The sequence below is a fragment of the Paraburkholderia atlantica genome (assembly GCF_000092885.1).
Lineage (GTDB): Bacteria > Pseudomonadota > Gammaproteobacteria > Burkholderiales > Burkholderiaceae > Paraburkholderia > Paraburkholderia atlantica.
Window position 1 is genome coordinate 3,098,742 of the sequence record NC_014117.1, and the last position, 22,688, is coordinate 3,121,429.

Sequence of the window (22,688 nt, forward strand, 5' to 3'; positions counted from 1 at the left end):
TATAACGTTCCAGCAGGATTTCAAGCGGCGAGTGAAGTGGTTCTTTCGTAGTTCGCCCATCAACGGTACTCCGGTTGGTCCCATTACCCCCTTCCTTGATTTTCATGCACCCCCGGGCTTCGGCCTTATTCACCATTTTTAGGAAAAAGTAATATGGAAACCGGTACCGTCAAGTGGTTCAACGACGCTAAGGGCTTTGGCTTCATCACTCCGGACGGCGGCGGTGAAGATCTGTTCGCGCATTTCTCGGAAATTCGCGTCGACGGCTTCAAGACGCTGCAAGAAAACCAGAAGGTTACGTTTGAAGTGAAGACGGGCCCGAAGGGCAAGCAAGCAGCTAACATCAAGCCGGTGTAAGCTTCTAGCTTCCTTCTGGACGCAAAAAACCCCGCCTCGGCGGGGTTTTTTATTATCGGCGGCAAATCAAATCAATCGATTAAATTTGCCGTCTTCGCAATTCGCGGCGGATTATTTTTCCGATTATTCGCGATTATCCGAACACGCGCCGGGCGTGAATACCGAGGCCTGTCGCCACGCTCGCGAGGCGATCGCCGAACACCGCTTTCGCGTCCGGAAACGCCGCCGCCAGCGCGCCCGACAGAAACGCGAGGCCGGTCGAGCCGCCGGTAAAATAAATCGCGTCGACGTCGCGCGGCGCGACACCCGCCGCCTGCACCGTATCGCGCGCGGCCTGCACGATACGTCGCGTTTCGTCCTGGCCGGCCTTGATGAGTTGCACTTCGTCGAACGCGAGGCGCAGATCCTCTTCCACTTGTTCGAGATCGATCACGGTCTCGCCGCCCGCTGCCACGCCGATCTTCGCCTCTTCCGCGTGCGCGGCGAGCGCGTGCCCGAACCGCTGCTCGACTACGCGCATCAGCCGGTCATGGTGCTTCGTCTCCGTGAAAAGGTGCCGCATCAGCGCGAGTTCGCTGATCCGCTTCGGCGTGTAGACGGTATTGATCAGGTGCCACGTCGCGAGATCGAAATAAATTCGGTTCGGGATTTCTCGCCCCTGTGGATCGAGCGACTGATAACCGAGCTCGCGCAGGATCGTCACGAGTTCCACGCGGCGGTCGAAGTCCGTACCCGCGACGTGCACACCGTGATGCGCGAGCACGTCGTCCTTGCGTTCGACGCGCTTCCTCCGTTCCGGCCCCACCCGCACGAGCGAAAAGTCCGACGTACCACCGCCGATGTCCGCCACAAGCACGAGTCCTTCGGCGCTCAGATGCGATTCATAGTCGAACGCAGCCGCGATCGGTTCATACTGAAAGTGGATCTCGCGCAAACCGACCGTGCGGGCAGCGGCTTCGAGCTGTTGCTGCGCCATCTGGTCGGCGCGCGGGTCGTCGTCGACGAAGAACACCGGGCGGCCCAGCACCGCGCGGTCGATCGCGCCGCCGGCGCTCGCCTCGGCCGCGCGCTTCAGATGGGTGAGGAATGTCGCGATCACGTCGGTGTACTTGATCGCACTGCCGTCACCGAGATCGGTCGTATTTTCGGCGAGCGGCGAGCCGAGAATGCTTTTCATCGAGCGCATCAGCCGGCCGTCGAAACCGTCGATGTAGGCGGCAAGCGCCGCGCGCCCGAATTCGCTGGTGTTTTCGTCGGTGTTGAAGAAGACCGCGGTGGGCAGCGTCGTGTACGCGCCTTCGACCGGCGCCAGCTTAAGCTGCGGGCCGCTCGGAATCGCGACGGCCGAATTGGAAGTACCGAAGTCAATCGCGCAATAGTTCATGGCAGGAATGGCCGCTCACGGCTGGCGCGCACAGATAGGGGAGCGGCTTTGTATCACGAAAACTCCGGCAGCATCAACTGAAGTTGCGGAGACCGTGGCAAGATCGGCTGGAATCGTCGCGCGGAACGGATTTTGCTGCGGCCGACCGGATACGCCGCCCCATTTCGCCATCGAGGAGACTTCGCGTCATGAGCGTGCCGCCCACCGCCGCCGTCGATGACCAACCCGCCATGCTGATCGAAACCGACTTGCCGTCGCGGCTAGACCGCCTGCCGTGGGGCCGCTTTCATACTCTGATCGTAGTCGCGCTCGGCGTGACGTGGCTGTTAGACGGGCTCGAAGTGACGCTCGCCGGCGCGGTCGCGAGCGCGCTGAAAACGAGCCCGGCGCTGCGCTTTTCGAATGCCGACGTCGGCCTCGCGGGCAGCGCGTACATTGCCGGCGCGGTGCTCGGCGCGCTCGGTTTCGGCTGGCTGACTGACCGGCTCGGCCGCCGCAGGCTGTTCTTCATCACGCTGACGCTCTACCTGGCCGCGACCGCGGCGACCGCGCTGTCGTGGAATCTGATGAGCTTCATGCTGTTCCGCTTCCTGACCGGCGCGGGTATCGGCGGCGAATACACGGCGATCAACTCGACGATCCAGGAATTCACGCCGGCACGCGTGCGCGGCTGGACCGACCTCGGCATCAACGGCACGTTCTGGGTTGGCGCGGGGCTCGGCGCCGCGGGCTCGCTGGTGCTGCTCGATCCGCATCTACTGCCTTCCGACTGGGGCTGGCGCGCGTGTTTTTTCATCGGCGCGGTACTCGCGCTCGGGATTCTGCCGATGCGCATCTGGATACCCGAAAGCCCGCGCTGGCTGCTCACGCACGGTGACGAGCGCGACGCACGGACGATCGTCGAGGGCATCGAAACGCGTTTTCGCGACGACGGCCACCCGCTCGCCGACGACGCCCTCACGCGGCTGCGCCTGCGCGCGCGCGACCATACGCCGTTGCGCGAGGTGTTCCATACGCTGTTCAACGTGCACCGGCGCCGCTCGCTGGTCGGTCTCACGTTGATGACCGCGCAGGCATTCTTCTACAACGCAATCTTTTTCACCTACGCGCTCGTCCTCACCGACTTCTATCATGTGCCGGGCGGCGATATCGGCTGGTATCTGCTGCCTTTCGCGCTCGGCAATTTCCTGGGGCCCCTCGTGCTCGGGCGGCTATTCGATGTGATCGGCCGACGCAAGATGATCGCCGGAACGTACGCGATGTCGGCGATCCTGCTGACGCTGTCGGGCTATCTGTTCGAGCAGCAACTGCTCACCGTCGTCACGCAGACGGTCGCCTGGATGGTGATTTTCTTCTTCGCGTCGGCGGCCGCGAGTTCCGCGTATCTGACCGTCAGCGAATCGTTCCCGCTCGAAATCCGCGCGCTCGCGATTGCGGTTTTCTATGCGTTCGGCACCGCGCTCGGCGGCATCGTCGGACCGGCGTTTTTCGGCCGGCTGATCGACACGCACCAGCGCAGCGAAGTGTTTTCGGGCTATCTGGTCGGCTCGGGGTTGATGCTCGCGGCGGCGCTCGTCGCGGCGATCTGGGGTGTCGACGCGGAGCGCAAGTCGCTCGAGCATGTGGCGGCGCCGCTGTCGAGCGTGGCGGATGAGGAGGACGGCGTGGTCGGCACCGATGAAAAACGCGCGGACCGTGCCGCGCGGACCTGACCGCTTTGCGAAGTCACGCGGCAAACGCCGCGAGTCCGTCGCTCAGAACGCCTTCTTCCACCCGCCGCCGTACGCGATTTCCGCGAGCGCCACGCGCTGACGCGGCGCCTTCTCGCGTTCGCGCAGGACCGGGTCCAGTTTGTCGACGTCGCCGTAATGGCCAAGCGAGATCATCGCGATCGGCTCGACGTCTTTCGGCAATTCGAAGGTAGTGCGGAACGCGTTCACATCGAAGCCGCTCATCTGGTGCGCGGCGAGGCCGAGCGCGTGCGCCTGCAGCACCAGCGACATCGCCGCCGCACCCGCGTCATAGAGCGCGCAGCGATTGACGTCGCCTTTGTTGGTCAGGGTGTGCGCGGTCACCGCGATCAGCACCGGTGCGGGCGCATTCCAGCCCTGGTTGAACGGCACCAGCGTGGCGAAAGCCTTTTTGAACGCGACTTCATCGACGCTGCGATCGAATACGACAAAACGCCAGGGCTGCGCGTTATACGAGGACGGCGCCCAGCGCGCCGCTTCGAGCACCGCGCGCAATTGATCGCGGCTCACCGGCTCGCTCGAATACGCGCGCGGGCTCCAACGGCCTGCAATCAGTTCGTGAATGGCAACTTCGGTTGAGGCGGGTTTCTTGGCCATGCGCTTCTCTCGGTAGAAATTCATGATCGTCGGGCGGTTGCCCGAGGCCACATAGCATAACGGGCTTTCGGTGCGCGCTCCAACTTGCGGCGGGGGGCTATGCGCGCTGGCTGAAAAGCGCGCACGGCCCCGTAGTGGGGCCGTACGTCGTTGCGTCGCTGACGTGAATCTACGCGGTTCGCGAAGGCGATTCAGATTGCCTGCGGCGTCGGCACCTTGGCGGGGCGGTTGATGCGCAGCACGATCACCGCGGCGATCAGGCACAAGCCGCCGGAAATCATCGACGCGATCGTGTAGGTGCCGAGGCTCGCGCGCAGCATGCCCGCGCCGAGCGCCGCGAACGCCGCGCCGAGCTGGTGGCCGGCGACCACCCAGCCGAACACGATCGGCGCCGATTCCTTGCCGTAGACATCGGTGGCAAGACGCACGGTCGGCGGCACAGTGGCGATCCAGTCGAGACCGTAGAACACCGCGAACAAGGGCAACCCGAAAAAATCGATGCCGAACGCGTGCGGCAGATACATCAGCGACAGGCCGCGCAGCCCGTAGTACCAGAACAGCAGCACGCGGCTATTGAAGCGATCCGACAGCCAGCCCGACAGCGTCGTGCCGAACAGGTCGAACACGCCCATCGCCGCGAGCAGCGACGCGCCCTGCACTTCGGTCATCCCGTAGTCGCCGCACATCGCGATCAGATGGGTGCCGACATAGCCATTGGTGCTCGCGCCGCAAATGAAGAAGCTGAAGAACAGCAGCCAGAAGTCGCGCGTCTTGCTCGCCGACGCGAGCGTGCCGAACGCGATCGCGAGCGGATTCTGCCTGGTGACGGTGGTGTTCATCGGCGCGTCGTGCGGTTCGCCGTACGGGCGCAGTTGCATATCGGCCGGATGCTCGGGCAGCAGGAACGCAACGAGCGGAATCACGATGCCCGCCGCGAGCGCGACGACCCAGACGACCTGACGCCAGCCGTAATGCTCGGCGATCGCCGCGAGCAGCGGCAGGAACACCAGTTGGCCGGTCGCCGAACTGGCGGTCAGGATACCCATCACGAGACCGCGGCGCGTCGTGAACCAGCGCGTGACGACGGTCGCCGATAGCGACAGCGCCGCCACCCCGGTCGATCCGCCGACCATCACGCCCCAGATCAGCACCATCTGCCACGGATGCGTCATCAGCGACGACAGCGCGACGCCCGCGGCCATCGTGCCGAGCGCGGTCAGTAGCGTCGGGCGCACACCGAAGCGCTGCATCGCGGCGGCCGCGAACGGCCCCATCAACCCGTACAGCGCGATGTTCACGGAGATCGCGAGCGAAATCGTCGCGCGGCTCCAGCCGAATTGGTGCTCGAGCGGCACCATCATCACGCTCGGCGTCGCGCGCGTACCGGCCGCCGCGAGCAACACCAGGAACACCACGGCGACGGTCAACCAGCCATAGTGGAAACGTCCGCCTATCAGTCGCGCAGCCCAGTTCATCGGTTCTCCAATCGACGCGGCCCCGGTGGCGGCATCCTTCGTATTGTTACGGCTTCGGTAAATGATTTGTGACAGATCAGTCACAATAGTGTTGCGATGTTAGTTACTGGTCGGTAACATGTCAAGGCGTCAATTTCATTCGGGTGACTTGCCATGTCCGACAGCGAAACTCTCAAGCCTGCCGCTACTCGGGCGCGGCGCGCGCGCGGAGCGCAGACCGCCGGGCCGCAGGCGCAACAGCATCTGCTGCGCGCGGCCAGCGAGTTGTTCTATCGCGAGGGCGTGCGCACGGTCGGCGTCGATGCGGTGGTCGAGCGCGCGGGTGTGAACAAAATGAGCCTGTACCGGCAGTTTTCGTCGAAGGACGAGCTGGTCATGGCGTATCTGGAACAGAAGGACGAACAGTTCTTCGGCTACATCGAGAAGAGTTTCGCCAAACATCCGGGCGAGCCGGCGAAGCAGCTTCAGCAATACTTCGACGACCTCGCGGTGCGCGCTTCGGTCGACCATTACCGCGGCTGCCCGTTCGTGAACGTGTCGGTGGAGTTTTCGGATACCGCGCATCCGGCGCGGCAATTCGTGTTCCGCAACAAGCAGCGCTTGATGGCTCGGCTCGTCGAACTGTCGACGGCGGCTGGCGCCGACGATCCGCAAGCGCTCGCCGATGGACTCGGTCTGCTGATCGAGGGCGTGTACGCGGCGAGCCAGACTTACGGGCCGGGCCGCGGGCCGATCCTCGCCGCGCCGAAAGTCGCCGCGCAGTTGATTGCGGCCGCTTGCGCAAAGAAGCAGGCTCGCTGAGCCAGTCCTTCGGCCGGGTCCTTTAGAATTGCGCGCTTCCCCGTCACATCCGTCCGCCATGCCGTTGCCCGCCGAATCCCACGATGCCGTTGTCGCCGCGACCCGTCACTGGCTGACGGAAGCCGTGATCGGCTTGAACCTGTGCCCGTTCGCGAAGGCTGTGCATGTGAAGGGGCAGATTCGCTATGCGGTCAGCGAAGCGGACACGCTGGAAACGGTACTCACCGACCTGGAGGCCGAGCTGCAGACGCTCGTCGCCGCCGACCCCGCCGCCATCGACACGACGCTGCTGATCCTGCCGCGCGCGTTCGGCGACTTTCTCGACTTCAACGACTGCCTGTTCTTCGCCGACCGGCTGATCCGGCAGTTGCGGCTCGAAGGCGTGATTCAGATCGCGAGCTTTCATCCGCACTACCAGTTCGAAGGCAGCGAGCCCGACGACATCGAAAACTACACGAACCGGGCGCCCTATCCGATCCTGCATCTGCTGCGTGAAGACAGCATCGAGCGAGCCGTACAGGCCTTTCCCGACGCGGAAGAGATTTACGAGCGCAATCAGGAAACGCTGCGGCGCATTGGCCTCAAGGGCTGGGATGCGTTGATGAAGCGCTAGGTGACGCGCCAGCCTGGGCCTCAAGCCGGCACGAAAAACCGCTCCTTGAGCGCATCGAGCCCGAGCGTGTCCAGCACTTCGCCGAGTCGCTCAGCCGGCCGGCGCCGCGGCAGGTCCTTGTACTGCGCGATGATCAGCTCGTTTTTCATCGAGTGTTCCCAGCCGACCAGCTCGGTCACACTGACCTGATAGCCATGCGCTTCGAGTTGCAGGCAGCGCAGCACGTTCGTGATCTGACTGCCGAATTCGCGCGTGTGCAACGGATGCCGCCAGATTTCCGTCAGCGCGCTCTTCAGGGCCTTGCGCTTGTTCTGCCGCAGCACGCCGGCCACCTCGGCCTGGCAGCACGGCACGACGACGATGTACTTCGCGTGCTTTTCGAGCGCGAAACGGATCGCGTCGTCGGTCGCCGTATTGCACGCGTGCAGCGCAGTCACGATGTCGATCTCGGCGGGTAGCCGCGTCGACGTGATCGACTCCGCCACCGACAGATTCAGAAACGACATGCCCTTGAAACCGAGCCGCGCCGCCAGCTCTTCGGACTTCGTCACCAGATCTTCGCGCGTTTCAATGCCATAAATGTGCGAAGCCCCACCAGCGGCGTCCTGAAACTCCTTGAAAAACAGGTCGTACAGGATAAAACCGAGGTATGACTTGCCCGCGCCGTGATCGACGAGCGTCAGCGAACCGTGCTGGTCCTTCAGGTCCTTGAGCAGCGGCTCGATGAACTGGAACAGGTGGTAGACCTGCTTCAGCTTGCGACGGCTGTCCTGATTCATCTTGCCGTCACGCGTGAGGATGTGGAGTTCTTTGAGCAGTTCGACGGACTGGTTGGGACGGATTTCGTGGGTTTTGCCGGACATCGTGTGGGTCGCCATCAATTGCAGCGCGAACGTGCGACAGATGACGGAAAAAGAGAAAAGTTACTGCCAGTTTACCCAAACTGCGGCATTCCCAGCGAGCACGCCGCGCGGACCACGCGACATAGGTACTCTGCTGGGAAAATTTCCTGCTCGCCAAGGCGCTGCGCGCAAGTGGCTCGAGAATGGCTGAAAACGGCTTGCGCGCTGGCTGAGGCTGCGGGTGCAAGCCGTGTCGCCGAAAACAGGAGGCTGTCCGGCCGAGCGACCGGACATGCGAACCGGATGCATGTGGGGAGAGCGGTCCCGCAACGGGCCGAACGTTACGTAACCAGCAGCGACCGGCTTTGCAACCTGTCGCGCGCTCGGATGATCACAGAAGAGGCGGCAATGGATACGGTACCCAACGGAAACGTCGAACAGAAGTTTCAGGAAATGCTGGCGAAGCTGACCACCGCGCCGGCATGGTCGGAGAAACAGCAACTCGAACTGGAGATGGCTCGCGACATCTCGACGGAAATGCTGCGGCTCGCGGAGGTCATGCGCGACGGCAACGTCGACCTCGAAACCTGCCTGACGATGCTCAAGTACGCCAAGGTACTCGACTTCGTGATGACGACGCTCGCATCGCGACGCGACATCAAGCCGCAGACGTTGCGGGTGATCTTCAAGCTTGCCGGCCTGAAGGTCGATGAGGCGTATCCGGGTTAGCGCGTCGGCGTGTCGGTTAGGATGGCTTGGTATCGCGTTTCGCGTGTCACCACAAGACTGCAGCAACACCACCGCGCGGGCGGCTAGATGCCGCTCGCGACGCGGGCTTCCACACTCCCGTTGCACGGGTACCTCAAGCGCGCGGCGCCTCGACGGGCGGCGTTCCCTCATGAAATAGCGTCTTAAGCTGCGCGCGCAGCTCCGGTGAATCCGCGTGCTTGTGAACGCTGACGGCATGCTGGACTGCGGCTTCGAGCAGTTCGCTGTCACTGTCGGCGGACATCGCGACGGTGCAGTTCATTTCGCTCGGAAATTCGCGACAGTCGATATATTTGCGGGTCATGGCAATCTCCTTGAACCAGACGATCGATCTTCCATCGATTCGACAGGCGCCGCGCGTCGGCTACCGGCGCGCGACAGTGAAGGGCGCCGCAGCGGTTGCGTCGCAAGTGACGTGAATGGGGATTGACGCGAGGGAACGACGCGAACGACGTCCGATGGAAGATGTGTGAAAAGTATAGGTCGCGTGCGGCGCGAGCCAAGCGATGAACGAAGTTCAACACCAGTCGGCGGCGTTTGCCGTGCGCCGCGCGCGGTGTGACAATAACGCCCTTCGCGCCGTCCGTCCGTTCGGTCGCTGGCGGTGCACCGCCCTTTTCCCCCACAGATCCGCCGAACCGCATGCCCTCCTCGCTCGCTTCCGCCCGCGTCGCCGTGATCGGCGGCGGCCCCGCCGGCCTGATGGCCGCCGAGACGCTCGCCCGGCGCGGCGTGCAAGTCCACGTGTATGACGCGATGCCGTCGGTCGGCCGCAAATTCCTGATGGCGGGCAAAGGCGGCATGAACATCACGCATTCAGAAGCGCTCGAACCGTTTCTCGACCGCTACGGCGCGCGCCGCGAGCACATTGCGCCGCTGCTCGACGCGTTCGGTCCCGGCGCGCTGCGCGCATGGTTGCACGAGTTGGGCGTCGAGACGTTCGTCGGCAGTTCGGGGCGCGTATTTCCGTCCGACATGAAGGCCGCGCCGATGCTGCGCGCGTGGCTGCATCGGCTGCGCGAAGCGGGCGTGCAATTCCATATGCGTCACAAGTGGACCGGCTGGGCGTCACTGTCCGAATGCAACGCCGCGCACGCGCTGCGCTTCGCCACGCCCGACGGTGAGCAGACGGTCGGCCACGACGCGGTCGTGTTCGCGCTCGGCGGCGCCAGTTGGCCGCGGCTCGGCTCCGACGCCGCGTGGGTGCCGCTGATGACGTCGCGCGACGTGCCGGTGACGCCACTACGCCCGGCGAACTGCGGCTTCGACGCGGACTGGAGCCCGTATCTGCGCGAGCGCTTCGCCGGCCAGCCGCTCAAGACGATCGCGATTTCCCTCACCGACGTAGACGGAAAAGTCTACAATCGACAAGGTGAAATACTTCTGACCGAAACGGGCCTCGAAGGGAGCTTGATTTACGCGTTGTCGGCGCTGATCCGCGAGCGGATTCTGGCCGACGGCGAGCTCACGATCGCGCTGGATCTCGCGCCAGGCTTGCCGCTCGAGCGAGTCGTCGAGGAAGTGACGCGGCCGCGCGGCTCGCGCTCGATCGCGAGTCATCTGCACGGGCGGATCGGCATCGGCGGGGTCAAGCTGGCGCTATTGCACGAGATTCTGTCGAAAGAAGCATTCGCCGATGCAAGCGGCCTCGCGTACGCGATCAAGGCGCTGCCGGTGCGACTGCTGCGCGCGCGGCCGATCGACGAAGCGATCAGCACGGCGGGCGGCATCCCGTTCGAAGCGCTGGACGCGCATCTGATGATCGACCGGATGCCCGGCGCATTCTGCGCGGGCGAAATGCTCGATTGGGAAGCGCCGACCGGCGGTTATCTGCTGACAGCCTGTTTTGCCAGCGGGCTGGTGGCTGGCCGGGGCGCATGCGCGTATCTGGAAGCGCGCGCATCGGCGTGACGCGCGCACGCGCCGTCACCGCACCTTGAGCCGCCACAACGACGTGATCTCGGCCGCTCGCGCAACATACAGCGGATCGTTCTGATCGCTGGCCTTCGGATGGCGTGGACGAATGTCCTCGCGGCCCACCACAGTGAGCCCCGCGTGCCCAATCGCCGCCAGCAGCCATTCGCGCGTGCGCAGCCCGAGGTGCTCGGCGAAATCCGAAATGATCAGCCAGCCCTCGCCGTCCGGCGTCAGATGATCAGCCAGGCCGTTCAGGAAGCCGAGCAGCATGCGGCTGTCCGGATCGTAAACCGCGTATTCGAGCGGCGACGCGGGCCGCGCCGGCACCCACGGCGGATTGCAGACGACGAGCGGCGCCCTACCGTCCGGAAACAGATCGGCCTGCACGACCTCGACCTGCCCGGCGTAGCCAAGACGCGCCAGATTTTCACGCGCACACGCGAGCGCTCGCGCGTCCTGATCCGTCGCGACGATCTTGCGCACGCCGCGCTTGGCCAGCAGCGCGGCCAGCACGCCGGTGCCGGTGCCGATATCGAACGCGAGTTCCAGCGACGGTAGCGCCGTGCGCGCAACCAGATCGACGTACTCGCCGCGCACCGGTGAGAACACGCCGTAATGCGGATGAATGCGCTCGCCGAGCGCAGCAATCTCGACGCCCTTCTTGCGCCATTCGTGCGCGCCGATCAAGCCCAGCAACTCGCGCAACGACACCACCGACGCATCGCCGGTCGCCGGCCCATACGCTTCGATGCAGGCCTGCCGCACGTCGGGCGCGCGGCGCAACGGAATGCCGTAGTCGGCATCGAGCGGGATCAGGATCATGCCGAGTGTGCGGGCGCGCTGCGACTGCGCCTGCCGATGCAGGTGGAACGCGTCGAGCGGTGTCGCTCCGTGCTTGCGCGGCTTGCGTTCGAGCCGGCGCGTGACCGCCTGCAGCAGTTGACGCGCGTTCTGGAAGTCGCCGTGCCACAACAGCGCAGTGCCTTCGCAGGCGAGGCGGTAGGCCGAATCGGCGGTGGTGCGGTCGTCGGCGACGACGACGCGCTTCGGCGGCGGCACGGCCGCTTCGGAACGCCAGCGTGCAGTGCGCGGGCCGTCGGCTTCGGGCCAGGTGAGAGTTGCGGGGCTGGTCATGGTGCAATGGAGTCGATGTGACGTCGCCGGCGACGTGGACCGTGGCAGCGGGCTGGAATGTCCGGCGGCTGGCCCCCATCCGGGCGACGCCCGAATAGTACCGTACCGCCGCCGTGCGGATTCAGGGCGCGGCATGGATTGCGACGATGATCAGGTGAGTTTAGACACGACGAACATGGACTGCGGAGTCCACATTCGACAAGGTGAAAGAGATAGCGTGATTTTTGAGCCAACGAGCGGCGCACCTTAGGCCGTAATGCATTTCGGCGCGCCGCTTGTAGATAAAAAAGTCTACTATCGACAAGGTGAAAGAGATATCGTGATTTTCGAGCTATCCGGCGCCTCACCCAAGACTGTAGACGAACCGCGATTGGCCAACTCAAGACTGTAGTGTCCAGAATCGACAAGGTGAAAGAGATATCGTGATATTTGGCCCGTTGAGCGGCTCACCTCGCGCCGCCTTCAGTCTCTTTCGGGGCCGTTGACCGACGCGTTGTTGACTAAGCCGCCGCGGTTCATATTGGCCTTGAATCGCATCGCGATGTTGTGCGGGGTGCTCGTCCAAGTGGGCCAAAAAAATGGTGCCGCGCCGGTGCGGGCACGGCACTGTCGCAATCTCAGCCTAGTCTGGCAGTTGGGAACCAGCTCCCTCCTGATCCTTGCGCCGCTTGCGATGCGCCGCTACTTTCGCGCGGTTTCCGCAGACCGCCATGCTGCACCAGCGCCGCGCATGTCCGCGGGTGTGGTCCGCGAACAGCAGCGTGCAACGGGGACCTTCGCACGCCTTGACTTGTGTGAAATCCTCGTCGCAAACAAGCCTTGCCAAGGCTTCCGCAATTGGCATCAACAACGATTCGGGTGACTTCCACCTCCGTCGCTCGCGGAATTCGAACGCAGATCCAGCGCCGGGAACGACTGCGCCGAATCGTTCGTCCCGCTCGAGCAATCGATTTAGCGGCTCGAGCTCGCGTAGGTCCGCGGCCGTGAGTGGCCGCCCTTTCCTCGCCTTGACGAAGCGCCTGAACCACTCGCGCAGTTCGCGCGCCTCGCCCGCCACCGCGTCGAACTCAGCCGACGCAAACCGCCCGCGCATTTCAGCTAACGCCTCGGTCGACACCATGCCGGCCTGTTGCAACCAATCCTGCAGGCCCGCTCCGTCGACGATCCAGTCGATTTGCTCATCCACGGGCCTGGCCACCGAATTCAGAAAATCGAGGCCCGGTGCTTCGGCCACGAACAGCGCGGGAATCTGACGGTAGTCCATTTTTCAAGGTGACGGAGCTGATGATCATCACTGCATGGTAACCATCAAAATCGCCATTGACAAGTTACATCACTCATTAGTAACCTGCAAAAACACATTATGGCAGTTACAAATCAACGCGTCTGATTCCTGCCGCTCAGCCGAACGTTTCTTTCGCTCAAAGGAGCAACAGCATGTCTTTTCGCAATGTGAACGTAGTGCTCGTGCATGGCCCATGGGCGGATGGGTCGAGTTGGAGCCGGGTCATCGAGCGGCTCGCCGCCCGGCATATCGATGCCGTCGCGGCGCCCTTGCCGCTGACTTCGCTCGGCGACGACACGGTTGCCCTCGAGCGCTCGCTCGCGCGAATCGAGGGACCCGTCGTACTGGTCGGGCATGCGTACGCGGGCGCGGTAATCGGCTCCGTGCGTGCGGCGAACGTGAAAGCGCTGGTGTACGTCGCGGCGTTGGCGCCCGACGAAGGCGAAACGGTGGCCGACGTGTTCCACCGCGGTCACGCGCATCAGCCGGCGCCGACGCTCGCGCCCGATCGCGACGGCTTGATCTGGCTCCCGCGCGATGCGTTCGCGAGTGTCTTCGCGCATCACGCGACTGCGAGCGAAGCGAACGTGTTCGCTGCGATCCAACGTCCGATCGGGGCGGCGTGCATCGGCGAACCCGTTGGAAGGCCGTTGTGGAAAAACCTGCCGAGCTGGTTCCTCGTCGCCGGGCAGGATCGGATGATCGCGCCCGAGACCCAGCGTTCGACCGCCCAGCGCATGGGCGCGCGCATCCACACGTTCGACGTCGATCACACGCCGAGCGTGACGGCGCCCGACACCGTCGTCGAAGTCATCGTCGAGGCGGCGCAGACGGCATCCACCGACTGAGCCTCATCACCGCGTGAGGTCGACGAGATGCCTCTGACCACCTCACGCGTCTGTATCCGCATCCACCATCCACGTTACTTTTCGCACGGAGAATGATCATGACCGCTATCACCTATCACCACGCCGACGTCGACGGTCTCAAGGTGTTCTATCGTCAAGCCGGACGCGAGGACGCCCCGAAACTCCTGCTGCTGCATGGTTTTCCGAGTTCGAGCCACATGTTTCGCGATCTGATCCCGCGGCTCTCAGACAGTTTTCACATCGTCGCGCCCGATCTGCCCGGCTTCGGACAGTCCGACATGCCCGCGCGCGAGGACTTTGCCTACACGTTCGCCCATATTGCGGACGTGATCGGCCGATTCACCGAGGTGATCGGCTTTGACCGCTTCGCCATCTATGTTTTCGACTACGGTGCGCCGACCGGCTTCCGGCTGGCGCTCGAGCATCCCGAGCGGGTCACCGCGATCGTCACGCAGAACGGCAACGCCTACGAAGAAGGACTCAGCGACGGCTGGAATCCGATTCGCGCGTACTGGCAGGACGCGTCGCCGGCCAATCGCGAAGCGTTGCGTGCGCTGCTCGCATACGAGGCGACCGTATGGCAATACACGCATGGTGTGCCGGACACGGCATCGGTCTCGCCGGACGGCTACTCGCTCGACGACTTCTACCTGCGCCGCCCCGGCGCTGACGAGGTCCAGCTCGATCTGTTCCGCGACTATCGCCATAACGTCGCGCTGTACCCGGCGTTTCAGGAATATTTCCGCACCTACCGACCGCCGCTGCTGGCGGTATGGGGCAAGAACGATCCGTTCTTTCTACCGGCGGGTGCCGAGGCATTCAGGCGCGACCTGCCTGAGGCGCAGGTGCGTTTTCTGGATACCGGCCACTTCGCTCTTGAAACGCATGCGGCCGAGATCGCGACGGCGATCCGCGAGTTTCTTGGGCGATGAAAACAACTGTCGCTCACTAGATCACCCCACCTTTTAGGAGAAGCGCAATACCGAGCAGAGTTGCTATCGACACCGGCGCGAATGCCGAAAAAAGAAAAACCCCGCCGAAGCGCGTGCTTCGACGGGGTTTCAAGCATTTCCAGTTACTGCTGATAAATCTGGTGCCGGCTGCAGGACTCGAACCCGCCACCTCATGATTACAAGTCAAGCGCTCTACCTGATGAGCTAAGCCGGCATGAGGCCGTGATTCTACTTCATTTCACGATCTTAAGGCGAGCCCTTCCGCCACCTTTCGAGCCATCGTCGTCGGGTTGCGGTTTGTCGTGGGCGTCGCTGGCCGCGGCCCGGTCGGCCGGCGCGGTTTCGACGGCGCGCGGAGCCGCCGGCGTGTCGGCTTCGTCCGCGGCATCGGCGCCCGAATCCTGAGCCTCGCCGCCCGCCGATTCGACCGGGAACGCCATGCCCTGGCCGTTCTCGCGCGCGTAGATCGCAAGGATATTGGCGACCGGTACTTCGATCTTGTGCGACTTGCCGGAGAAGCGCGCGTTGAACTCGATCCACTCGTTGCCCATCTGCAGCTGGCTGGTCGCCTCGAAGCTGATGTTCAACACGATCTCGTTGTCTCGCACGAACTGACGCGGCACGCGCGTCTGATTGTCGACGCGGACCGCAATGTGCGGTGTGTAGCCGTTATCCGTGCACCACTCGTAGAGCGCGCGCAGCAGATATGGCTTCGTGGAAATCTCTTGCATCAACAGTCCTCTTGCGGGCGCAGGCGCGCATCGAAGCGATGCGCGCCTGCACGCCAAAGCCAAACTCAACGACGCATCACCTTTTCCGACGGCGTCAGCGCTTCGATATAAGCCGGGCGGCTGAAAATGCGCTCGGCGTACTTCATCAGCGGCGCGGCGTTCTTCGACAGCTCGATACCGTAGTGGTCGAGACGCCACAGCAGCGGTGCGATCGCGACGTCGAGCATCGAGAACTCTTCGCCGAGCATGTACTTGTTCTTCAGGAAGATCGGCGCGAGCTGCGTCAGGCGATCGCGGATCGCGAGACGCGCCTTCTCGTGGTTCTTCTCCGCTGCCTTGCCCTTCTCGTTTTCGAGCGTGCCGACGTGGACGAACAGCTCTTTCTCGAAGTTGAGCAGAAACAGGCGGGCACGCGCGCGCTGCACCGGATCGGCCGGCATCAGCTGCGGGTGCGGGAAGCGCTCGTCGATGTACTCGTTGATGATGTTCGATTCGTACAGAATCAGGTCCCGTTCGACGAGAATCGGCACCTGACCATACGGATTCATCACGGCGATGTCTTCCGGCTTGTTGAACAGGTCGACGTCGCGGATCTCGAAGTCCATGCCCTTTTCGAACAACACCAGCCGGCAACGCTGGGAGAACGGGCAAGTAGTGCCGGAATACAGAACCATCATGTTTACGTTTCCTCAAAAAGCTGAAGGGCCAGCGCACGGAAAAACCGTTCAGCAGGTCTTTCCTGGCGCCGGCCCCACGCCGTGTAGCGGCGTGATTATTTGATATGTTTCCAGTACGCGGCGTTCAGTCGCCAGGCGAAAAAGCTCAGGATACCGAGGAACAACAGCACCCACACGCCAAGTTGCTTGCGGGTTTGCTGCGTCGGTTCGGACATCCATGACAGGTACGACACGAGGTCGGCCACAGCAGAATCATAATCTACCGGCGACATCGTCCCCGGAGTGAGTTGCTGGAAGCCGAGGAATTTGTGTACCTTTTCGCCGGTTTTCTCGTCGGTTTCGTCACCGAATTTCGCCGCCCGCTGCCCCTGAAGCTGCCACAGCACGTGAGGCATGCTCACGTTTTCGTACACCAGATTGTTCCAGCCGGTCGGCCGCGTATCGTCGCGGTAAAAACTACGCAGATACGTGTACAGCCAGTCCGTGCCTCGCGCCCGCGCCTCCACCGACAAATCCGGCGGCGTCGCCCCGAACCACGCTTTCGCGTCGTCCGGACGCATCGCCACGGTCATCGTGTTGCCGACCTTGTCGGTGGTGAACAGCAGATTCGCCTGGATTTCGTTCGGCGTGATGCCGAGGTCGTTCAGGCGGTTGTAGCGCATCAGGTTCGCGCTGTGGCAATTCAGGCAGTAGTTTACAAACAATTGCGCGCCGCGCTGCAAAGAAGCGAAATTGTTCGTGTTGTCCGGCGCGCGATTGAGCGGGAAATTCTCGTCCGCGTGGACCGGAGCGGCCAGCAACGCAAGCACGGTCGCGCCGACCAGCGCGCACATCGAAAGCAGTTTTTTCATCTTCGTGTTCTCCTGGCTCGCGATTAGTGAGGCTTGAACCGCACCCGTTCCGGCGGCTGCTTGAACTTGCCAAGCCGCGTCCAGAAGGGCATGCCGAGGAAAAACGCGAAGTAGATCAGTGCGCAGATCTGGGCAATCAGCGTCGCGGCCGGCGATGGCGGCCGTGTGCCGAGGAAGCCGAGCGTCAGGAACGCGATCACGAAGATCCCGAAGAAAACCTTGTGGAAGAACGGCCGGTAGCGAATCGACCTGACCGGCGAGCGGTCCAGCCACGGCAGGAAGAACAGCGAAATCACCGCGCTGCCCATCACCACGACGCCCCAGAACTTCGATTCGGTGAACACCATCGCGACGATCACCAGCACCGCGAGCACCGGCAATCCGAGCTTCCACTTGCCGCGCGCGCGCACGAGCGCGAGCAGCCCGAGCAGTGCGATGACGATCATCAGCACGATCTTGAATGGATCGGTGGTGGCGCGCAGCATCGCATAAAAAGCGGTGAAGTACCAGACCGGTGCAATTTCCGGCGGCGTCTGCAGCGGATTCGCGGGGATGAAGTTGTTCGCTTCCAGGAAGTAGCCGCCCATTTCCGGCGCGAAGAAGATGATCGCCGCGAAAATCAGCAGGAAGATGGCCACGCCCATGAAGTCGTGCACCGAGTAGTACGGGTGGAACGGAATGCCGTCGAGCGGCACGCCATCCGGCCCTTTCTTCATCTTGATTTCGATGCCGTCCGGGTTGTTCGAGCCGACTTCGTGCAGCGCGACGAGGTGCGCGATCACGAGGCCAACCAGCACCAGCGGAATCGCAATCACGTGGAACGCGAAGAAGCGGTTCAGCGTGACGTCGGACACGACGTAGTCGCCGCGAATCCACAGCGACAGATCCGGGCCGATGAACGGAATCGCGGAGAACAGATTCACGATCACCTGCGCGCCCCAGAACGACATCTGGCCCCACGGCAACAGGTAGCCGAAGAACGCCTCGGCCATCAGACACAGGAAGATCAGGCAGCCGAAAATCCACACGAGCTCGCGCGGCTTGCGGTACGAGCCGTACATCAGCCCGCGGAACATGTGCAGATACACGACGACGAAGAACATCGACGCGCCGGTGGAGTGCATGTATCGGATCAGCCAGCCCCACGGCACCTCGCGCATGATGTACTCGACCGACGAAAACGCGAGCGTCGCGTCGGGCTTGTAGTTCATCGTCAGGAAAATGCCGGTGACGATCTGGTTGACCAACACCAGTAATGCAAGCGAACCGAAGAAGTACCAGAAGTTGAAGTTCTTCGGCGCGTAGTACTCGGAAACGTGCTTCTTCCACGTGGCAGTCATCGGGAAGCGCTGGTCGATCCAACCAGCCAGCCCGGTCGTCTCTACTTCGTGCTCGCTCGCCATTACGCTTCTCCTTTTTCGTCCTTCCCGATCACAAGGGCCGTCGCCGACGTGAACATGAAGCGTGGGATGTCGAGGTTCTGCGGGGCGGGTTTGTTCTTGAAGACGCGGCCGGCCATGTCGTAGGTCGAGCCGTGGCACGGGCACAGGAAGCCGCCGGGCCAGTCGTCCGGGAGATTGGGCTGCGGGCCCTCCTGGAAGCGCGGAGTCGGCGTGCAGCCCAGATGCGTGCAAACGGCGACGGCAACCAGCAGATGCTTGTTCTCGGCGCGTGAGCGGAATTCGTTGTTGCAGTAGTCCGGCAGCGGCATCGAGAAGGGATTCTGCGTGTGGGGGTCCGCTACCTGGTTATCGGCTTTTTGAACATCGGCGAGCATGCGGTCGGTGCGGTTGATGATCCACACCGGCTTGCCACGCCAGGCGACCGTCATCATGTCGCCGGGCTTCAGACCACTGATATCCACTTCGACCGGGGCACCTGCAGCCTTGGCCTTTTCGGATGGTGCAAACGAACTAACAAAGGGTACGACAACGGCAACACCTCCTATGCCGCCTGCTACGGTCGTCGCTACCAGCCAGTTACGGCGGCTGCCATCGACGCGTTCCTCTTCTTTGTCTCGCATCACACGCCCCACTTCTGAGTTGGATTTTTCCTTCACGTCGCTTCTACCGCCGCTAGTTTGCTCGAATGGAGTCGCCATTTACAAGGGCCGATTGCCAAAAACCGTGCGAAGCCCTTGATAACTCAGGGTTTGTCCGTACCGATCGCAAACTTTTTTGTATCTCCTTTTAAGTGCCTTCTACGGTATTCGCGCCTTTTTCTTCGTTAATGCAATTTGCAATTCAAACGGGATTGGGAATATCGATAAACAGGTGTTCGATACCGAACGATTCGGACAGATGCTTGCCCACCGCCTGCACGCCGAAGCGTTCGGTCGCGTGGTGGCCGGCCGCGAGAAACGCGACGCCGCTTTCCGCGGCCGTATGCATCACCGACTCCGACACTTCGCCGGTCACGTAGACGTCGACGCCCGCGTTGATCGCCGCGTCGAACATCCCTTGCGCGGCGCCGGTGCACCAGCCGATGCGTCGCAGCTGCATATCGGGATCGCCGAACACGAGCGGCGTGCGGCCCAGCGTCTGCTCGATTTCCGCGGTCAGGTGCGACAGCGTGATCGGCATCGGCAACGTCGCGAGCCAGCCGAGGTCGTTGTCGCCGAAACGCGCGTCGCTGATCCAGCCCATCTTCGCGCCGATCTGCGCGTTGTTACCGAATTCGGGATGATCGTCGAGTGGCAGGTGGTAGGCGAACAGGTTCAGGTCGTTGGCGAGCAGCAGCTTCAGTCGAGCATGCTTGCGGCCGGTGATCTGCGGCGCCTCGTTGCGCCAGAAGTAGCCGTGATGGACCAGCACGGCGTCCGCGCCCCAGTCGAGCGCGGCCTCCAGGAAGGCCACCGACGCGGTCACGCCGGTCGCGAGTTTGTTGATCCGACGGCGCCCTTCGACCTGCAGTCCGTTCGGGCAATAGTCCTTGAAGCGCGCGGTTTCAAGGAGATTGTTCAAGTACAATTCAAGTTCAATCCGATCCATATAGAGACCTCTTGTCTTCAGATGCTTAGACGCTTTTGGCTGTTATTTGCCCAAGCGGTGACGGTGCTGTTGGCGCTGATGTTCATCATTGCGACCCTCAAACCGCAGTGGCTGCAGCGTCAAGGACAATTCGGCAGACAACTGGCCGAACCGATCGTGGCGCTGCGGGAAGTGGCGCCGGGCATCAGCAAAGGGCATGCCGAAACGTCCTATGCCGAAGCGGCGCAAAAAGCCATGCCCGCGGTCGTCAACGTGTTCTCCAGCAAGGATGGCTCGCTGCCGCCCGACCCGCGTGCCAAAGATCCGCTGTTTCGCTACTTCTTCGGCGACAGGAACAATCGCAAGCAGCAGGAACAGCCTGCCTCGAATCTCGGCTCAGGCGTGATAGTGAGTTCGGAAGGTTACATTCTAACGAACCAACACGTCGTCGACGGCGCCGATCAGATCGAAGTCGCGCTCGCCGACGGCCGCACCGCCAGCGCGAAGGTCATCGGCATCGACCCGGAAACCGATCTGGCCGTGCTCAAGGTCAACATGAGCAATCTGCCCACCATCACGCTCGGCCGGATGGACCAGACCCGCGTCGGCGACGTCGTGCTTGCGATCGGCAATCCGTTCGGCGTCGGTCAGACGGTGACGATGGGCATCGTCAGCGCGCTCGGCCGCAACCACCTCGGCATCAACACGTTCGAAAACTTCATCCAGACCGACGCCCCGATCAACCCCGGCAACTCGGGCGGCGCACTCGTCGACGTGAACGGCAATCTGCTCGGCATCAACACCGCCATTTACTCGCGCTCGGGCGGCTCGCTCGGCATCGGCTTCGCGATTCCTGTATCGACCGCGCGCAGCGTGCTCGAGAGCATCATCACGACCGGTACGGTCACGCGCGGCTGGATCGGCGTCGAACCGCAGGACGTGACGCCGGAAATCGCGGAGTCGTTCGGGCTCGATCAGAAGTCGGGCGCGATCGTCGCGGGCGTGCTGAAGAGCGGTCCGGCCGACCGCGCGGGCATCAGGCCCGGCGACATCCTGACGAGCGTGAACGGCCAGGTGATCACCGATACCACGCGCCTGTTGAACGTGATCGCGCAGATCAAGCCGGGCACGCCGGCGAAAGTGCATCTGGTGCGCAAAGGCCATCAGATCGACCTCGACGTGATGATCGGCAAACGCCCGCCGCCGCCGAAACAGCCGGAAGAGGAGAACGGCGGCGATCAGCCGGATGATGAAGGCGGTTGAGGTCAAGGCCGCGACGTAATGCAACGAAAAAGGGCAGTCCGATGGACTGCCCTTTTCATTTGACGCCCGGCACCGACTCGCGGCACTTCAACTAGATGGCGGCGGACTCGCATCCTCGACGACCACCGGCTGCTTGCCGACGATCAACCGCGCCGCGACGAGGCCTGCTTCGTACAGCAGAATCAGCGGAACCGCGAGGATCAGTTGCGAAAACACGTCCGGCGGAGTCACGATGGCCGACACGACGAATGCGCCGACGATCACATACGGCCGGATCTCTTTCAGCTTCTTCAGCGTCACCACGTTCATCCGCACCAGCAGCACGACGACGATCGGCACCTCGAACGTGACACCGAACGCGATGAACATCGTCAGCACGAAGCTCAGGTAATTGTCGATATCGGTTGTCATTTCCGCGCCGAGCGGCGCGTTGTAGTGCGCCATCACGCGGAAGATGGTCGGAAACACGACGAAGTACGCGAACGCCATGCCGCACAGGAACAGCGTGTAGCTGCTCGCCACGAGCGGTGCGACCAGCTTCTTCTCGTGCTGATAGAGTCCCGGCGCAACGAACGCCCAGATCTGGTACAGCACGACCGGCAGCGCGATCACGAAGGCGACCAGCATCGTCACCTTCATCGGCACGAAGAACGAGCCGGTGACGTCGGTGACGATCATCTTGCCGTCCTTCGGCAGATTCATCATCAGCGGACGTGCGAGCAGTTTGAAGATGTCCGGCGCCCAGTACACGAGCCCGATAAACACGACGACGACGGCGAGTCCCGCACGGATGATGCGGTCACGCAGTTCGACGAGGTGGGAAATGAAGGTCTCTTCAGCGCCTTCGTTCTGGGATTGCTGGGGGTCGCTCACACCGGCCCTCGGTTAGAGATTGTCGATCTGAACATCAGAAAAACCGCGTCGGACGACGCAGGTTGGCAGGTGTGTGCCGCGCAACGCGCGCGGCGCCCGACTGCACGCGCGTGCGACGCAGGCTCGCTCGCTTGTACCAGGTGGGGGTGGCGCTCTGCTGGACGCGCCAGTTCTTGCGTTTGGGCGCGGCGGAAGGCGTACTGACGGGCCACGAGGTGGCACCGGTGGTGCCGCTAACGCCGCTGCCGGCGTCGTCGAGCGCGCCGCCGGCGATGCTCGGCGACACCGACGTACCGCTCTTCCATGCCTCGTTCAGTTCATTCTCGTGCTTGCGCAGATTATCCTGAACTGCAGTTTCGACATTGCTCGCGGCCTTCTCGAACTCGGTCTTCATGCGCCGCAATTCGTCGAGTTCGATTTCGCGCGTGACTTCGGCCTTCACGTCGTTGACGTACCGCTGTGCGCGGCCGAACAGCGCGCCGGCCGTGCGGGCGACACGCGGCAGGCGCTCAGGCCCGAGGACGACCAGCGCGACGACGCCGATCAGCGCCATCTTTGTTAGACCGAGGTCCAGCATG

General features: G+C 62.9%; 24 protein-coding genes and 1 tRNA gene. 9 read left to right on the top strand and 16 right to left on the bottom strand.

Annotation, left to right across the window (positions count from 1 at the left end; translation table 11 throughout):
• Nucleotides 1–153: 153 nt before the first annotated feature.
• Nucleotides 154–357 carry a cold-shock protein gene (locus tag BC1002_RS13935; RefSeq protein WP_013090665.1) on the top strand — a complete coding sequence of 68 codons (204 nt, stop codon included), beginning with the start codon at nucleotides 154–156 and terminating at the stop codon, nucleotides 355–357.
• A gap of 133 nt (nucleotides 358–490) precedes the next feature.
• Here the strand turns inward: BC1002_RS13935 and BC1002_RS13940 are convergent, their stop codons facing one another.
• Complete coding sequence (locus BC1002_RS13940; protein WP_013090666.1) at nucleotides 491–1,741, bottom strand: Hsp70 family protein; 1,251 nt, start codon at nucleotides 1,739–1,741, stop codon at nucleotides 491–493.
• A gap of 188 nt (nucleotides 1,742–1,929) precedes the next feature.
• On the opposite strand from BC1002_RS13940, the gene BC1002_RS13945 reads away from it, so the two are divergent.
• Nucleotides 1,930–3,453: an MFS transporter gene (locus tag BC1002_RS13945; protein ID WP_013090667.1), complete on the top strand. Its 1,524-nt coding sequence runs from the start codon at nucleotides 1,930–1,932 to the stop codon at nucleotides 3,451–3,453.
• 42 nt (nucleotides 3,454–3,495) lie between these two features.
• Here the strand turns inward: BC1002_RS13945 and BC1002_RS13950 are convergent, their stop codons facing one another.
• The gene (locus tag BC1002_RS13950; protein ID WP_184141689.1) at nucleotides 3,496–4,089 is read right to left on the bottom strand and encodes a nitroreductase family protein; all 594 of its coding nucleotides are present in this window, start codon (nucleotides 4,087–4,089) and stop codon (nucleotides 3,496–3,498) included.
• Nucleotides 4,090–4,280: 191 nt separating this feature from the next.
• Nucleotides 4,281–5,564 carry an MFS transporter gene (locus BC1002_RS13955; RefSeq protein ID WP_013090669.1) on the bottom strand — a complete coding sequence of 428 codons (1,284 nt, stop codon included), beginning with the start codon at nucleotides 5,562–5,564 and terminating at the stop codon, nucleotides 4,281–4,283.
• Nucleotides 5,565–5,717: 153 nt separating this feature from the next.
• Here BC1002_RS13955 and BC1002_RS13960 point away from each other — a divergent pair, with 153 nt between their 5' ends.
• Entirely contained in the window at nucleotides 5,718–6,365 is a 648-nt protein-coding gene (locus tag BC1002_RS13960; RefSeq protein WP_013090670.1) for a TetR/AcrR family transcriptional regulator, read from the top strand.
• A 58-nt stretch (nucleotides 6,366–6,423) separates the two neighbouring features.
• A complete protein-coding gene (locus BC1002_RS13965; RefSeq protein ID WP_013090671.1) occupies nucleotides 6,424–6,978 on the top strand; it encodes a DUF1415 domain-containing protein in 555 nt (184 codons plus the stop codon).
• A gap of 20 nt (nucleotides 6,979–6,998) precedes the next feature.
• Here BC1002_RS13965 and BC1002_RS13970 read toward each other — a convergent pair whose 3' ends face one another.
• On the bottom strand, nucleotides 6,999–7,841 hold the full coding sequence (locus BC1002_RS13970) for a class I SAM-dependent methyltransferase (protein WP_041734706.1): 843 nt from the start codon (nucleotides 7,839–7,841) through the stop codon (nucleotides 6,999–7,001).
• A gap of 387 nt (nucleotides 7,842–8,228) precedes the next feature.
• Between BC1002_RS13970 and BC1002_RS13975 the strand changes: the two genes are divergently transcribed.
• Entirely contained in the window at nucleotides 8,229–8,549 is a 321-nt protein-coding gene (locus BC1002_RS13975) for a type II toxin-antitoxin system HicA family toxin (RefSeq protein ID WP_013090673.1), read from the top strand.
• 133 nt (nucleotides 8,550–8,682) lie between these two features.
• On the opposite strand, the gene BC1002_RS13980 is transcribed toward BC1002_RS13975, so the two are convergent.
• Nucleotides 8,683–8,892, bottom strand: a complete 210-nt coding sequence (locus BC1002_RS13980; RefSeq protein ID WP_013090674.1) for a DUF1059 domain-containing protein — start codon at nucleotides 8,890–8,892, stop codon at nucleotides 8,683–8,685.
• Nucleotides 8,893–9,230: 338 nt separating this feature from the next.
• Here BC1002_RS13980 and BC1002_RS13985 point away from each other — a divergent pair, with 338 nt between their 5' ends.
• Nucleotides 9,231–10,499 carry a TIGR03862 family flavoprotein gene (locus BC1002_RS13985; RefSeq protein WP_013090675.1) on the top strand — a complete coding sequence of 423 codons (1,269 nt, stop codon included), beginning with the start codon at nucleotides 9,231–9,233 and terminating at the stop codon, nucleotides 10,497–10,499.
• A 15-nt stretch (nucleotides 10,500–10,514) separates the two neighbouring features.
• Here the strand turns inward: BC1002_RS13985 and BC1002_RS13990 are convergent, their stop codons facing one another.
• Both BC1002_RS13990 and BC1002_RS13995 read right to left on the bottom strand, forming a co-directional pair.
• The gene (locus tag BC1002_RS13990; protein WP_013090676.1) at nucleotides 10,515–11,639 is read right to left on the bottom strand and encodes a methyltransferase; all 1,125 of its coding nucleotides are present in this window, start codon (nucleotides 11,637–11,639) and stop codon (nucleotides 10,515–10,517) included.
• A 622-nt stretch (nucleotides 11,640–12,261) separates the two neighbouring features.
• The gene (locus BC1002_RS13995; protein ID WP_013090677.1) at nucleotides 12,262–12,903 is read right to left on the bottom strand and encodes a CGNR zinc finger domain-containing protein; all 642 of its coding nucleotides are present in this window, start codon (nucleotides 12,901–12,903) and stop codon (nucleotides 12,262–12,264) included.
• 173 nt (nucleotides 12,904–13,076) lie between these two features.
• On the opposite strand from BC1002_RS13995, the gene BC1002_RS14000 reads away from it, so the two are divergent.
• Both BC1002_RS14000 and BC1002_RS14005 read left to right on the top strand, forming a co-directional pair.
• On the top strand, nucleotides 13,077–13,772 hold the full coding sequence (locus BC1002_RS14000; protein ID WP_013090678.1) for an alpha/beta fold hydrolase: 696 nt from the start codon (nucleotides 13,077–13,079) through the stop codon (nucleotides 13,770–13,772).
• A 98-nt stretch (nucleotides 13,773–13,870) separates the two neighbouring features.
• Nucleotides 13,871–14,725 carry an alpha/beta fold hydrolase gene (locus tag BC1002_RS14005; protein WP_013090679.1) on the top strand — a complete coding sequence of 285 codons (855 nt, stop codon included), beginning with the start codon at nucleotides 13,871–13,873 and terminating at the stop codon, nucleotides 14,723–14,725.
• A 159-nt stretch (nucleotides 14,726–14,884) separates the two neighbouring features.
• On the opposite strand, the gene BC1002_RS14010 is transcribed toward BC1002_RS14005, so the two are convergent.
• From BC1002_RS14010 to BC1002_RS14040, 7 genes are all read right to left on the bottom strand, one after another.
• Nucleotides 14,885–14,960, bottom strand: a tRNA-Thr gene (locus BC1002_RS14010).
• A 19-nt stretch (nucleotides 14,961–14,979) separates the two neighbouring features.
• Nucleotides 14,980–15,477 carry a ClpXP protease specificity-enhancing factor gene (locus tag BC1002_RS14015; protein ID WP_013090680.1) on the bottom strand — a complete coding sequence of 166 codons (498 nt, stop codon included), beginning with the start codon at nucleotides 15,475–15,477 and terminating at the stop codon, nucleotides 14,980–14,982.
• 65 nt (nucleotides 15,478–15,542) lie between these two features.
• On the bottom strand, nucleotides 15,543–16,154 hold the full coding sequence (locus BC1002_RS14020) for a glutathione S-transferase N-terminal domain-containing protein (protein ID WP_006052302.1): 612 nt from the start codon (nucleotides 16,152–16,154) through the stop codon (nucleotides 15,543–15,545).
• A 95-nt stretch (nucleotides 16,155–16,249) separates the two neighbouring features.
• Nucleotides 16,250–17,005, bottom strand: a complete 756-nt coding sequence (locus tag BC1002_RS14025; protein WP_013090681.1) for a cytochrome c1 — start codon at nucleotides 17,003–17,005, stop codon at nucleotides 16,250–16,252.
• Nucleotides 17,006–17,028: 23 nt separating this feature from the next.
• The gene (locus tag BC1002_RS14030; protein ID WP_013090682.1) at nucleotides 17,029–18,408 is read right to left on the bottom strand and encodes a cytochrome b; all 1,380 of its coding nucleotides are present in this window, start codon (nucleotides 18,406–18,408) and stop codon (nucleotides 17,029–17,031) included.
• Nucleotides 18,408–19,028, bottom strand: a complete 621-nt coding sequence (petA, locus tag BC1002_RS14035; RefSeq protein ID WP_041734446.1) for a ubiquinol-cytochrome c reductase iron-sulfur subunit — start codon at nucleotides 19,026–19,028, stop codon at nucleotides 18,408–18,410. Before petA ends, BC1002_RS14030 begins: the two co-directional genes overlap by 1 nt.
• A 220-nt stretch (nucleotides 19,029–19,248) precedes the next feature.
• A complete protein-coding gene (locus BC1002_RS14040; protein WP_013090684.1) occupies nucleotides 19,249–19,995 on the bottom strand; it encodes a Nif3-like dinuclear metal center hexameric protein in 747 nt (248 codons plus the stop codon).
• Nucleotides 19,996–20,016: 21 nt separating this feature from the next.
• Between BC1002_RS14040 and BC1002_RS14045 the strand changes: the two genes are divergently transcribed.
• Complete coding sequence (locus BC1002_RS14045) at nucleotides 20,017–21,237, top strand: Do family serine endopeptidase (protein ID WP_013090685.1); 1,221 nt, start codon at nucleotides 20,017–20,019, stop codon at nucleotides 21,235–21,237.
• Nucleotides 21,238–21,324: 87 nt separating this feature from the next.
• Here BC1002_RS14045 and tatC read toward each other — a convergent pair whose 3' ends face one another.
• Nucleotides 21,325–22,110: a twin-arginine translocase subunit TatC gene (tatC, locus tag BC1002_RS14050; RefSeq protein ID WP_013090686.1), complete on the bottom strand. Its 786-nt coding sequence runs from the start codon at nucleotides 22,108–22,110 to the stop codon at nucleotides 21,325–21,327.
• Between the two features lie 34 nt (nucleotides 22,111–22,144).
• Nucleotides 22,145–22,687, bottom strand: coding sequence for a Sec-independent protein translocase protein TatB (gene tatB, locus BC1002_RS14055; RefSeq protein WP_013090687.1), 543 nt, complete (start codon nucleotides 22,685–22,687; stop codon nucleotides 22,145–22,147).
• Nucleotide 22,688: the final 1 nt, after the last annotated feature.